At 50.3% G+C, this 13,218-nt stretch carries 11 protein-coding genes; 9 read left to right on the top strand and 2 right to left on the bottom strand.

Annotation, left to right across the window (positions count from 1 at the left end):
• Positions 1-5: 5 nt before the first annotated feature.
• The 5 genes from A7975_RS16020 to A7975_RS16000 all read left to right on the top strand — a co-directional run bounded on the left by A7975_RS16020 (position 6) and on the right by A7975_RS16000 (position 6,536).
• Positions 6-1,037 carry an ABC transporter substrate-binding protein gene (locus tag A7975_RS16020; protein ID WP_053372444.1) on the top strand — a complete coding sequence of 344 codons (1,032 nt, stop codon included), beginning with the start codon at positions 6-8 and terminating at the stop codon, positions 1,035-1,037.
• 133 nt (positions 1,038-1,170) lie between these two features.
• Positions 1,171-2,787, top strand: a complete 1,617-nt coding sequence (locus A7975_RS16015; protein ID WP_065385731.1) for a response regulator — start codon at positions 1,171-1,173, stop codon at positions 2,785-2,787.
• Complete coding sequence (locus tag A7975_RS16010) at positions 2,784-4,607, top strand: sensor histidine kinase (protein ID WP_065385730.1); 1,824 nt, start codon at positions 2,784-2,786, stop codon at positions 4,605-4,607. The genes A7975_RS16015 and A7975_RS16010 overlap by 4 nt, the downstream gene beginning before the upstream one ends.
• Before the next feature lie 2 nt (positions 4,608-4,609).
• Entirely contained in the window at positions 4,610-5,599 is a 990-nt protein-coding gene (locus A7975_RS16005; RefSeq protein WP_065385729.1) for a substrate-binding domain-containing protein, read from the top strand.
• Positions 5,600-5,669: 70 nt separating this feature from the next.
• Entirely contained in the window at positions 5,670-6,536 is an 867-nt protein-coding gene (locus A7975_RS16000) for a YitT family protein (protein WP_053372440.1), read from the top strand.
• A gap of 58 nt (positions 6,537-6,594) precedes the next feature.
• Here A7975_RS16000 and A7975_RS15995 read toward each other — a convergent pair whose 3' ends face one another.
• Together A7975_RS15995 and A7975_RS15990 are read right to left on the bottom strand one after the other, a co-directional pair.
• A complete protein-coding gene (locus A7975_RS15995; RefSeq protein ID WP_065385728.1) occupies positions 6,595-7,797 on the bottom strand; it encodes an SLC45 family MFS transporter in 1,203 nt (400 codons plus the stop codon).
• The gene (locus tag A7975_RS15990) at positions 7,797-8,528 is read right to left on the bottom strand and encodes a glycerophosphodiester phosphodiesterase (protein WP_483295924.1); all 732 of its coding nucleotides are present in this window, start codon (positions 8,526-8,528) and stop codon (positions 7,797-7,799) included. Before A7975_RS15990 ends, A7975_RS15995 begins: the two co-directional genes overlap by 1 nt.
• Positions 8,529-8,763: 235 nt before the next feature.
• On the opposite strand from A7975_RS15990, the gene A7975_RS15985 reads away from it, so the two are divergent.
• The 4 genes from A7975_RS15985 to A7975_RS15970 all read left to right on the top strand — a co-directional run bounded on the left by A7975_RS15985 (position 8,764) and on the right by A7975_RS15970 (position 12,626).
• On the top strand, positions 8,764-9,117 hold the full coding sequence (locus A7975_RS15985; RefSeq protein WP_053372437.1) for a metal-sensitive transcriptional regulator: 354 nt from the start codon (positions 8,764-8,766) through the stop codon (positions 9,115-9,117).
• 17 nt (positions 9,118-9,134) lie between these two features.
• Entirely contained in the window at positions 9,135-9,335 is a 201-nt protein-coding gene (locus tag A7975_RS15980; RefSeq protein ID WP_053372436.1) for a copper ion binding protein, read from the top strand.
• A gap of 119 nt (positions 9,336-9,454) precedes the next feature.
• Positions 9,455-11,668 carry a heavy metal translocating P-type ATPase gene (locus A7975_RS15975; RefSeq protein ID WP_065385726.1) on the top strand — a complete coding sequence of 738 codons (2,214 nt, stop codon included), beginning with the start codon at positions 9,455-9,457 and terminating at the stop codon, positions 11,666-11,668.
• 4 nt (positions 11,669-11,672) lie between these two features.
• Positions 11,673-12,626, top strand: a complete 954-nt coding sequence (locus A7975_RS15970; protein ID WP_065385725.1) for a hypothetical protein — start codon at positions 11,673-11,675, stop codon at positions 12,624-12,626.
• Positions 12,627-13,218 lie beyond the last annotated feature (592 nt).

Below are 13,218 nucleotides of genomic sequence, written 5' to 3'. Positions count from 1 at the left end.
CGACGATGAAGCGAAATAAATGGATGCCGCTTGTCATGCTTGTTCTGGCTTCAGTTATGGTGCTCAGCGCATGTGGCTCTAACAGCGGAAATAACGGCGGCAGCAAGGGCGAGAATAAACCGGCGGCAGCGGGAACGAACGAATCGAAAAATGACCCGGGCGATAAAAAGCTTTATATTCCGGTCATCTCCAAAGGCTTCCAGCACCAGTTTTGGCAAGCGGTGAAGCAGGGCGCCGAGAAGGCGGCGGCAGAGCTAAATGTCGAGATTACGTTCGAAGGGCCGGAGACCGAAGCGCAGGTGGATAAACAAATCGAGATGCTTCAGGCCGCGCTCGACAAGAAACCAAGCGCGATCGCATTCGCGGCGCTGGACAGCAAAGCTTCCATTCCGCTGCTTGAGAAAGCCAAAGCGAACAATATCCCTGTCGTAGGCTTCGACTCTGGCGTGGACAGCGACATCCCGGTGACGACAGCGGCAACAAACAATGTGGCGGCAGCGGCGCTGGCGGCGGACAAAATGGCTGAGCTGATCGGCGGCTCGGGCGAGGTTGCACTCGTTGTGCATGACCAAACGAGCCGTACCGGCATTGATCGCCGCGACGGGTTCGTGAACCAAATCAAAGATAAATACCCGGATATCAAAATCGTAGATATTCAGTACGGAGCGGGCGACCAGCTTAAATCAACCGACCTTGCGAAGGCGATCATGCAGGCGCATCCCGACCTCAAAGGGTTCTTCGGAGCCAATGAAGGCTCGGCAATCGGCGTAGCAAACGCAGTAAGCGAGCTTGGCAAGCAAGGCAAAATTACGGTGATCGGCTACGATTCCGGCAAGCTGCAAATGGATGCGATCAAGAACGGTACGATGGCAGGCGCGATTACGCAGGACCCGATCGGTATCGGTTATTGGTCGGTGAAAGCAGCCGTACAGGCGATTAACGGGGAGAAGGTTGAGCCGATGATCGATACGGGCTTCCACTGGTATGACAAAAACAATATCGATTCGGATGAAATCAAACCGCTTCTATACGAATAAAGCTCGAGTGATAAGCAGTAGACCGGCAAAATATGCCGGTCTGCTTTTTACTGTTTTCCAGAACGGGTACAGCTTATGGCAGGTATTTTTGTAAGCGCTATCGAAATGCTTTGTGGAAGGAGGCGTGGTACGCATGTACAAAATGATCATCGTCGACGATGAGGATGAAGTTAGGGAAGGCGTGGAGCGGCTTACCGATTGGAAACGCTGCGGGTTCGAGCTTGTCGGCGATTTCAGCAACGGAAGAGATGCGCTAGAGGCTGTCGAGCGGCTGCGTCCCGATGTTGTCATAACGGATATTAATATGCCTTATATGGACGGTATGGAGCTCGCGGCGCATTTAAGCGCCTTGTATCGGGAGCTGAAGGTCGTTATCCTAACCGGCTACGAGGATTTTGAATATGCGAAGCAGGCGATCAAGCTGAAGGTAAAGGACTATTTGCTGAAGCCGATTAATTTACAGGAGTTTACGGATTTTTTGCTTAAGATGAAACGCGAGCTGGATGATGAGCAGTCCCGCATGGAGGATATGTCGGCCTTGAAGCAGCGACTGAATGAAAGCTTTCCGCTGCTGCGCGAACGCTTCCTTGAGAAGCTGGTCACCGTACCCATGACCGAGCACGACATCGTGCAGAAGCTAGATTATTTCCATCTGAGCATAGAAGGTCCGGCATATTTGGCGATGCTGCTTGATTTGGAGGATGCCGACACGCCGCCTGTGGCAGCGGCATATGGCGATAGGGAGCTGCTTCGCTTCGCGATGCTTAACATCGCGCAGGAAATTATCGAGAAGGAGCACGGGGGAATTGTTTTCCAGACGAATCATGATAAGTGTGTAGCGCTGCTTGGAGGAGCCGCCGAGAAGATTGCAGTTGACGCGCAAAGGCTGGCGGCGCATGCCTCGGAAGCGGTCCGTAAATATTTGAAGCTGGACGTGTCGATTGGAATCGGCAGCTTCTGCCAAACGCGAAGAGAGCTGAGAATCTCTTATCAAGAGGCTTACTCGGCGCTTGATTATCGTTTCCTGCTTGGCATTGGCAGCATAATCTCGATTCACGACGTAGAGTTCGGCAGGCGAATGAGCACGTCCTCTTATTACGAATTTGAGAAGAAGCTTATGGCCGCCGTCAAAACCGCAAAAGCTGCGCAAGCCTCAGCGATACTTGGCGATTGGTTTTTGGAGCTGAAGCAATCAGGGGCAACGCCCGGCAACTGCTACGGCTATCTTCACCGCATATTGGCTGCGCTCATCAACATGATCACCCAAGCCGGCTTTGACGATTCCAAGCTGCTCGGCGACGATCCGTTTGCAACGATTCCGGCACTCAAATCAGTGGATCAAATGAAAGGCTGGGTGGATGAGACTTGCCGCAGCGTAATCGCTTTTCTGTCCGAGCAGCGGACGCATGTAAACAACACGCAGCTCGAGGACGCGTTAATGTACATTAATGATCATTACAGCAGCCCCGAGCTGTCGCTTCAACAAGTGTGCCAGCATGTTTTCCTGAGCCTCAGCTACTTCAGCTCGCTGTTTAAGCAGCATACCGGCGATACGTTCGTCGAGTATTTAACGCGCCTGCGCCTTGATAAGGCTAAGCAGCTGCTCGCTGGGACGCAGCTGAAGGCTTATGACATCGCTGAGCGAGTCGGCTACGCAGACCCGCAATATTTCAGCGTCATCTTCAAGCGGCGCATCGGAATGACGCCGAAGGAATATCGTGCCACGATGAAGGAGAACGCTTCGCCATGAGAGGGCGTCCCTTCTTCCAGTTCAAGAGCATTCATACGAGCATCGCGCTTGCCTTCTCCTGCCTCATTATTTGCACGACCGTTATCCTTAGCGTAAATACGTACCTGATTTCTTCGGATGCGGTGAAAGACAACTCCTATGATTATACCGCTCAGCTTATTGAGCAGGTGAACACGAACATTCAAACATACATTGGCAATATGGAGAGCATTGCCGATCTCGCGCTGCGTGACGAGGAGCTCCAGCGGCTGATGCGTCTTTCCGATCCGCAGGATCCGGAAGGACTGGCGCTTGCGAGGCAGACGAGCACCTTCTTCCGCTCCATCGCTAAGTCACGCAACGATATTGCATCCATCGTATTCATCGGCACGAACGGCGCTCTCGTATCTGACCGCGATGACGCACAGCTCAAGGACTATCATGAGCTGCTCAAACAAGATTGGTACAAGACTGCGAAAGCCGCAGGCGGCAAGTCAGTCATCTCATCCTCCCGCGTGCAGCATGTATATAAGAACGAATACAACTGGGTCGTGTCGATCAGCCGCCAGGCTGAGGGAGCTGCGGATGGCAATAGCGGCGTGCTTCTTGTGGATTTGAACTATAACGTCATCAACGATTTGTGCAAGCAAATCCATATGGGCAATCGGGGTTATGTATTTTTGCTTGATCCGACCGGCGATTTGATTTATCACCCGCAGCAGCAGCTCGTATACTCGGGCTTGAAGTCGGAGGCGATCGAGCAAATTCTTCAGCTGCCGGATACTCGGTTTCTAAAAGCAAAGAACGACGGCATGACAAAGCTGTATACGATTCGCAGCTCACGCTATGGCTGGAAGGTAATCGGAGTAAATTATCCCGAGGATCTTGTCGGCGACAAGGGCCAAATCCAATTTTCGGCGATGCTGTGGGGCTCGTTGTGCTTAATTATCGCGCTCATCATCTCGATTCTCCTCTCCTTAACGCTGACGAGGCCGATCAAGAAGCTGGAAGGACATATGAAAAAGGTAGAGAAGGGCGATTTCAACACACGGTTTGAGATTGAGGGCATTAATGAAATCGGGAAGCTTGCTCGAACGTTTAATTTGATGACCGGCAAAATCAAAGAGCTGATGAGCCAGGTCGTGCAGGAGCAGGAGGATAAACGAATCAGCGAGCTGAAGGCGCTGCAGGCGCAAATTCATCCTCACTTTCTGTACAATACGCTGGATTCGATCATTTGGATGGCAGAGATGGGTAAGATGAACGACGTTATCAACATGACATCCGCACTCTCGAAGCTGCTTCGTTCAACGATTAGCAAAGGGGAAGAGCTGATTCCCATCCGGGCGGAGCTTGCGCATATCGAGCATTATTTGACGATACAAAATATACGTTACCGCAACAAATTCGCTTATAGCATCGAAGTCGATCCTGCCATTATGGATAAAAAAATATTAAAGATCGTACTCCAGCCTATCGTAGAGAACGCCATTTACCATGGGATCAAGAACAAAGCCGACGCCGGCCATATTCTGATCAAAGGATATCGAACAAACGAGGGCATCACGCTTCAAATCATAGACGATGGCGTAGGGATGGACGCAACGAAGCTCCAAACGCTTGCAGCTAAAGGACGCCCTCAGCCGCATGCCGTTCATGCCATACCTTCACCGTCAGCCGCTTCGGCATCCGCAACGAGCGGACTGGGGCTGCAAAATGTAAATCACCGCATTCAGCTGAATTTTGGCGAGCGCTTTGGGCTGTCCTTCGACAGCGAGCTTGATGAGGGGACGACGGTTACGCTTCGTCTGCCTGAATTAATGGAGGATAAAGGAGATTAGCCATGACGCGAAAATGGACTTGGGCTCTTCTATTCACCGTTCTTATAATGATTGCGGCAGTTCTTTTGCTGAACATGGGCATCTCGAAGCTCCAGCCGAAAAAGCCGCATTTTTTGTACGTGCCCAAAACGACGGACCAGCAGGTTGAATTTTGGGAAGCGATGCGCCAAGGGGTTAACATGGCAGCCGAGGAGTTCAACGTCGATGTAGAGGTGGCAGGCATGCCTTCCGAATCGGATATCGACGGGCAAATCGCGCTGCTGGAGCAAGCGATTATCGATAAGCCGCAGGCGATTATTTTAGCCGCGACAGATTATAACCGAATCGTGCCCGTAGCAAAACGTATCGTGGAAGCGGGCATTACACTCGTTACCGTCGATTCGGGCATAAAAGACGGCATATCCAGCAGCTTTATCGCTACAGATAATTATGAGGGAGGGAAAAAAGCCGGCCAGCTGTTACTCGATACAATCGATGCCAGCAAGAATGGGCCGGTCGCGATCATAAGCGTTGTACGCGGCTCTGCGACGGCAATGGAAAGAGAGCGCGGCGTGCGCGACCGCTTGGGCGGCAATCCTGCGATTAAAGTGCTCGATACGGTGTACAGCAATGCATCGGAGCAGCAGGCTTATGAGATGACGCTGGAGCTGCTGCGCTCCGAACCGGATCTTAGAGGAATTGCGGCGCTTAACGAGCCGACTGTAGTCGGAGCGGCAAGAGCGATTAAAGAGAAACAGGCGGTCTCGCGGGTGAAGCTGATCGGCTTCGATAATTCGATGGAGGAGATTGCTTACCTTGAAGAGGATGTGCTGCAGGCGATTATCGTTCAGAAGCCGTTTAATATGGGATATTTGGCGGTTAAGGCGGCTCTGGATTTAAACGCGGGGAAATCGGTGCAGCCTATGATCGATACCGGATCGGAAGCGATTACGAAGGAGAACATGTATGCAAGCGATAAACAGAAGCTGCTCTTTCCATTTGTTGAAAAGTAGTTTTTTTGAAAAAAAGACTCTTTTATGCTAAAGTCAAAAGATAAACTCGTAACAAACGGAGGTTGAGCTTTTGGCAAAGACGCACAAGGGGTTATCATTTTTAGAGATACTCAAAAGGTTTATTTTCATCACGATAGGTTCGATTCTTATGGGCGTTGCCCTGGAATTGTTTCTTGTGCCCAACAACGTAATTGACGGAGGCATTGCCGGTATTTCGATCATGCTGGCTCATTTGACTTCGCTTCCGCTCGGCGTATATTTGTTCGTTGTGAACGTGCCTTTCCTGATTCTCGGCTATAAGCAAATCGGGAAAACGTTCGCGATCTCGACGCTGTACGGCATTATCGTCATGTCGGTAACGACATCATTGCTTCACCATGTAGAAGCGTTCACCGAGGAGAAGCTGCTGGCGGTATTGTTCGGCGGACTTATTCTAGGAGCGGGCGTAGGTCTTGCCATTCGTTTTGGCGGCTCGCTTGACGGCGTAGAAATTGTATCGATTCTGATCTCGAAGAAGCTGCGTATGCCTGTCGGACAGATCATCATGATTTTCAACGTTATCATCTTTGTAGTTGCGGGCTTCGTGTTCGAATGGGATTCGGCCATGTACTCGATGTTTACATACTATATTGCGATTAAATTGATCGATATCGTCGTGGAAGGCCTCGATGAATCCAAATCGGTAACGATTATTTCAGCCGAATTTGAAGAGGTGTCGCAAGCGATTATCGATAGGCTCGGACGCTCCACCACTTTAATTCAAGCGCGCGGCGGCTATTCCAAGGATGAGACGCAAATGATTTATTGCGTCGTTTCTCGTCTGGAGCTTGCGAAGCTGAAGGCAATCGTGCAATCGATCGACGAGAATGCGTTTATCGCTATCGAGCATGTATCCGATGTTATGGGCGGCGGATTCAGCAAAGGCAGCATTCACTAATGGCATAGCAAAAAATCCGGCATCGCGTCAACAGACGCGAGTGCCGGATTTTTTTTGCTTAAAGGCTTGTCGAAGCATTTGGTTCTGATGCTGCTCTAGACAGCCCCTTATCCTTGACGCAGAGAAGGAAGAGCAGCGCGATCACCATGCCGCCCGATGAGAAGTAGAACAGCACCGAGTAGCCTAGCAGATCGATCATGCCGCCCATGAGCGGCGGCGAAGCAATGGCGGCGAGCGAGGAGATTAAATAATAAATGCCCGTGCGCGTGCCGATGCTTTGCTCCTTCCCGAGGGACACGATAAAGGGATAGGAGTTGATGTTGATCATCGCCCAGCAAATGCCACCTAGAATAAGCAAGGTGCGAAGAGGAAGCAGGGCGTCCACGAAGGAGATCGCGGCAAAAATAATAATGAGGCCAATGACGCCAAGCGAGATGATGAGCTTTTTGCCAAAGCGATTGCCTAATAGTCCGCTCGGTATGGCGGCTAGGACGAAAGCGAGCGAGAAGAAGGCAAGCGAGAACGACGACTGGCCTTCCGTAAGCTGCAAATGATTTTTGCCATAGAGGGTGAAGAAGGCTTCAACGCCTTGATAAGACAGAAACCAAAAGAAGATCGCGCCAAGCAGGAAGAGGGTAGGGCGGTTCCATTGTCCCTTGAACGACACGGCGGTTTTCTCTTCAGCAGGCGTGTATGCAATCGCATCTCGTTTTTCCTTAATGACATATACGAGGATGGCTAAACAGATGAGCGTCAAAACGGATGATGAAAGAAACGGCAGCGAGGAATGTTTCTCATATAGGAAGGAACCGCCAGCGAAGGCAAGAATCGATCCGATGCCGCCCATAAAGTTGATGATCCCATTCGCCTGCGTCCGCTTGCCGTCCTGCGTAATATCGGGCATAAGCGCGACGGTCGGAGACCGGTACAGGCTCATCGACAGGTTCATAAGGACCATAAACAAAACGAGTGTCAGCAGGCTGGTATGCCAAGGAATTAAGGCTCCAAACAAGGCAGCCAGCGGCATGCCGATGATCAGGTAAGGCATTCTTTTGCCAAAACGGCTGTTCGTACGATCGCTGCGGCTTCCGATCCATGGCTGCAAAAACAAGGCAAAGTAATTGTCGATCGTCATCATAAATCCGATAAGCGCGGTGCTCGTCAAAAACTTTTCAAGGAAAAAAGGGACGAATGCATTGTACAGCGCCCATGTGATGCTGATGCTGAAAAAACCGAACCCGAGCAGCCATGTTTTTTTCATTACGCCTTCGCTCCTCTCCTATTCAGAAAGTCGTCCAAACGATCCGGGTAATCGGTAATGATTCCGGCAACGCCCGCATCAAGAAGCCGCTCCATTTCGGGTATTTCGTTAACGGTGAAAGGATTATAGTCAATGCCATTATCCGAAGCTTCGGCTACCCATTCCGGCAATACGGCAAAGTGGTAGGCATGCAGCGCGTCTGCTTGAAGCGTTCTCGCGTAATCCCAAGGCCGATACAGCCCTTCCATGTACAAAACGCCGGTGCGAATTTCAGGTGCCAGCTGCTTGCAAAGCGCGAGTGAATAATGATTGAAGCTGGATAGAATTACACGATCCGTCATATGATAAGCGCGAACCATATCGATCACTTTGTGCTCGATATCCTTATATTGAATGTAGTCGTTTTTGAGCTCGATATTGAGGATGGTATCGGTTGATTGCAAAAGCTCCAGCAGCTGCTCCAGAGCAGGAATCCGCTCGTTTGCGAATGACGGCGCGAACCAGCTTCCGGCATCAAGGCTCGCAAGCTCCTCGTAATCGGTATCTTTCACTAATTGGTTAAGTCCGGCCGTGCGCGCCAAGGATTCATCATGAATGACGACAATGCGGCCGTCCCTCGTTAAATGAACATCGGTTTCGATGCCGGTTGCACCTAGCTCGAGCGCTTTTTTGAATGCGCCAAGCGTATTTTCAGGACAATAGCCGCTTGCGCCGCGATGGGCAAAGTTGATAGTGGTTTTGATAACGATTCATCCTCTCTGTGTGAAAACGATTGTTGACATTATCATGCCAAGCAGCTTCGTTGTTTATTTTTTACAGTTGATTATGTGGATCGTAGCATATTGCTTGTTAGATTTAAAGTGCCTTTACCGGAATAAAAAATCAAAATAAAAATGCCTATTTACATACCCCTTGGGGGTATGATACATTTAGTTCAGAAAGAGATACCCCATGGAGGTATGTTGAATGAACAAACGTACATTAAATGAGGAGTCGAAAGAGCATGTCCATGCTTCCGATGACTGCTGCGATACGACTGGTCCTCGCAAGAGCCATCACTCGGAACAGATGAAAGACAATTTAACGAAACGTCTCAACCGGATTGAAGGCCAGATTAGAGGCGTGAAAGCAATGATCGAGAAGGATACGTACTGCGATGACGTGCTTAACCAGATCGCTGCGGCTCAATCCGCATTGAACAGCGTCGGCAAGCTGTTGCTAGAGGGCCACATGAAAAGCTGCATCGTCGAACGCATTCAAGCGGGAGAAAATGAAGTTATTGATGAGTTGCTGATTACGGTTAACAAACTAATGAAGTAAGAGAGGGGAAATATAAAATGGCAAACACAGTATTGAAGGTAGAGGGCATGACATGCGGACATTGCGTGAGCTCGGTAGAGAAAGCAGTTAGCAATGCAGGTGCGGTAGGCAAGGTGGACTTGGCAAGCAAGAAAGTGACGGTTGAATACGATGAGTCAAAGGTAACGCTTGAAGCCGTCAAAGCGGCTATCGAGGATCAAGGCTACGACGTTGTTTAAGGGCAAGGCAATCGAGCAACAATGAGTAAATGAGCTAATAATCAAGAGGCTTCGTAAGCCTCTCTTTTTTTACAATAAAATATACCCCGTGAGGGTATGTGTGCGGTAGGTGAATAAGTATGGATAAAGTACAGACGACGATTCAAATTACAGGAATGACCTGCGCAGCGTGCGCCAATCGGATTGAGAAGGGACTCAACCGGATGGACAGCGTGGAAGCGAACGTGAATTTGGCATTAGAGCGTGCTTCCGTCAGTTATGACCCGCAAATCATGGATGATGCGAAGCTTGAGAACAAGATTAAAGATTTGGGATATGGCACGATCAAGCTTGCCGATGATTCGGATGAGAGCGCAGGCGACTACAAAAAACGTGAAATAAGAATGCAGCAGCTGCGCCTTGGCGTTGCGATCCTCCTTTCACTGCCGCTGCTGTGGGCGATGGCTGGGCATTTCACGTTCACTGACTTCATTCCGGTGCCGGAATTGTTTATGAACGCTTGGTTTCAGCTGGCATTAGCTGCCCCTGTCCAGTTCATAATCGGGTGGCCGTTTTATGTAGGAGCCTTCAAAGCGCTGCGCAACGGATCTGCCAACATGGATGTGCTTGTGGCGCTTGGCACTTCGGCTGCTTTCTTCTATAGTCTCTACGTAACGCTGCAAACATTAAGCCAGACGGGACATGGCGCGCACGAGGTCGAGCTTTATTACGAAACGAGCGCCGTGCTGATCACGCTGATTGTGCTTGGCAAGCTGCTGGAAGCATTAGCGAAAGGAAGATCATCCGAAGCGATCAAGACGCTTATGGGATTGCAAGCCCAGACGGCTATCGTGATTCGGGACGGCTCTGAGCAGCGCGTGGCGATTGAAGAAGTAGTCGCAGGGGATGTGCTGATCGTGAAGCCAGGCGACAAAATCCCGGTTGACGGCATCGTGCTGGAGGGTGCTTCTACAGTTGATGAATCGATGCTGACCGGTGAGAGCATGCCGGTAGAGAAGCGGCAAGGCGATATGTTAATCGGCGCTACGATCAATAAAAACGGCGCGATGCGCATGCAAGCGGAAAAAGTCGGCAAGCAGACGGCACTCGCGCAAATTATTCGAGTGGTGGAAGAAGCGCAGGGCTCAAAAGCGCCGATTCAGCGGGTAGCGGACCGAATATCGGGCATATTCGTGCCGATCGTAACGGCTTTGGCTTTAATCGCTTTTTTGGTCTGGTATTTCTTCGTAGAGCCCGGTGACATTGGGAATGCGCTGGAGAAGGCGATTGCCGTTCTAGTTATCGCTTGTCCTTGCGCGCTTGGTCTTGCAACGCCAACCTCTATTATGGCTGGCTCGGGAAGAGCGGCTGAGCTTGGCGTGTTGTTCAAGGGCGGGGAACATTTGGAGAGCACGCATCATATTGATACGGTTGTGCTGGACAAAACCGGTACGGTTACGAAAGGCAAACCAGAGTTAACCGATGCTAGAGTGGCGGCTGGCTTCGACGAGGCGAAGCTGCTGAGCTGGGTTGGCGCGGCAGAGAGAAGCTCGGAGCATCCGGTTGCGGAAGCGCTCGTAGCAGGCATTGCGGCTCGGGGAATCGACCTGCCCAGTGCAGAACAGTTCGAGGCGGTGCCGGGCTTTGGGATTGAAGCGCAGGTAGAAGGCCAACAATTGTTAGTAGGCACCCGGAAGCTGATGGAGAAGCATGGCGTTGATATCGAATCGGTAAGGGAAGAACAGCAGCAGCTGGAAACGGAAGGCAAGACGGTAATGCTCATTGCCGTTAATGGAAAATACGCTGGCCTCGTTGCCGTAGCCGATACCGTCAAGGAAACGTCGGCGGCAGCCGTTGCTCGCTTGAAAGAAATGGGATTAGAAGTCATCATGCTCACTGGCGACAATGAGCGTACGGCGAAGGCGATCGCAAGTCTTGTCGGCATTGACCGCGTGCTTGCCGAGGTGCTGCCGGAACAGAAAGCGAAAGCTGTGCAAGAGCTGCAAGCAGAAGGAAGAAAGGTCGCCATGGTAGGCGATGGAATGAACGATGCGCCGGCACTTGTAGCAGCCGATATCGGGATGGCGATTGGCGGGGGCACTGACGTGGCGATCGAAGCTGCGGATATAACGCTAATGCGCGGCGATTTGAACAGTATCGCAGATGCGATTCGGATGAGCAGGGTAACGATGGCCAATATCAAACAAAATTTGTTCTGGGCGCTCGCGTACAACGTGATCGGCATACCGATTGCCGCAGCCGGTTTTCTTGCCCCATGGCTGGCGGGAGCCGCGATGGCGTTAAGCTCGGTATCCGTTGTACTGAATGCGCTTAGGCTGCAAAGGATGAGATAATGTAATGGTGAAGGAAACGGTACTAACAACAAAATATCGCAAGCGCTCCGCAGCAGCGGCATTAATCGTGCTAAGCTTGCTAGCCGCAGGCTGCGGCAGTGCAGCGAAAAATGAGCATGCAGAGCATGCAGCAGCAAATGGAAACGAGGCAGCGGCGAGCGGACATAGCGGTCATGCAGCTAATGCGGCGAAGAATGCTCCAGGCAATGATGCAGCGGAAAATCATAGCGAGCATGGCGGCAAAGCTGAGAATGCAAATAGCTCTGAGGCAGACGTGAAGCTGGAATGGCAATATTCGCCGGCAACACCAAAAACGGGCGAAGAGACAACGATCGAGCTGCTCTTAACTGACACGGCTGGAGTGCCTATCGAGAAATACGATGTCAATCATGAGAAGCTGATGCATCTTATCGTCGTAAGCGAGGATTTGTCTACGTTCAACCATATTCATCCCGATTATAAAGGGAAGGGAAAGTTTGAAGTAACGACCGCCTTCCCTAAAGGCGGTTCGTACAAGCTGTATGCGGATTTTATTCCGACAGGCTCCGCGCAGATGACGGTAACGTCGCTCCTTAAGGTAGATGGCAAGCAGCAAGCCGCACAGCCGCTGGTGAAGGATGCAACACTAACGAAAGAGGTAGACGGAGTTAGCGCTTCACTGGACATATCGACCCTCAAATCGGGGCAAGAGGCGGATTTAATCTTTACGCTAAACGATGCAAAAACGAAGAAGCCGATTACCGATCTGGAGCCTTACCTAGGAGCTATTGGACATGTCGTCATCTTGAGCGAAAATTTGAACCGTTATTTGCATGTCCATCCGAAGGACGGCAATGAGAGCGGTCCAACTGCCGAGTTCTCGACCAGCTTCCCGGAGCCGGGCATGTATAAAATATGGGGTCAATTTCAACGCGGCGGCAAGTCGTTTATCGTTCCATTTACGGTGGAGATAAAGTAAGTTTCCAGTGATCAAAAGAGTGGAACGGCTACAGTCAGTCCCGATGATGTAGAATTCATCGGGATTTTTTTTATGTTGAGGCCGAAGCCTTGTCCACGAATTCTTTTACCCATTCAAGTCAACAATACTTTTGAACTACAGTAAACTTCAAATTTTTCCCTTATTATAAATTTATGGGATGCGATTACCGATCTTCGGCAATAGAACCTTAGACCTGAAAAGAGATGATTAAAATATTGGGCTACTTCTTTATTTTCATAGGGAACTTTGTAATAGCTTACTTTATCTATGATCAATCAAGCTTAGTTAAGCCATTATTGCAATCGGTTCTATTAGTGATTTTGAGTGCTGCGGTGGATTTAATCAGGCATTGCTACAAAAAGAAAAAACAAGAGCAATTAAGTTAGCGGATTTTGGTAGGGAAGAGGCTGTGACTTGCGATTTAAATCCTATATTCATTTACAAAAATACTAATCACCCCAAGAGGGTGATTTTTTTGTTTTATTCCGAAAGGAGAAAAATGGGAAATATCCCGTCGTTACGCGGTTTCTCAGGAGCTATGCCAAATACAGTGGAAAACGCTTACTAGAAA

It is taken from the genome of Bacillus sp. FJAT-26390 (genome assembly GCF_001682865.1).
Lineage (GTDB): Bacteria > Bacillota > Bacilli > Paenibacillales > Paenibacillaceae > Pristimantibacillus.
The sequence above is the reverse complement of the archived record's forward strand: the minus strand, read 5'-3'. Positions and strand labels throughout refer to the sequence as shown.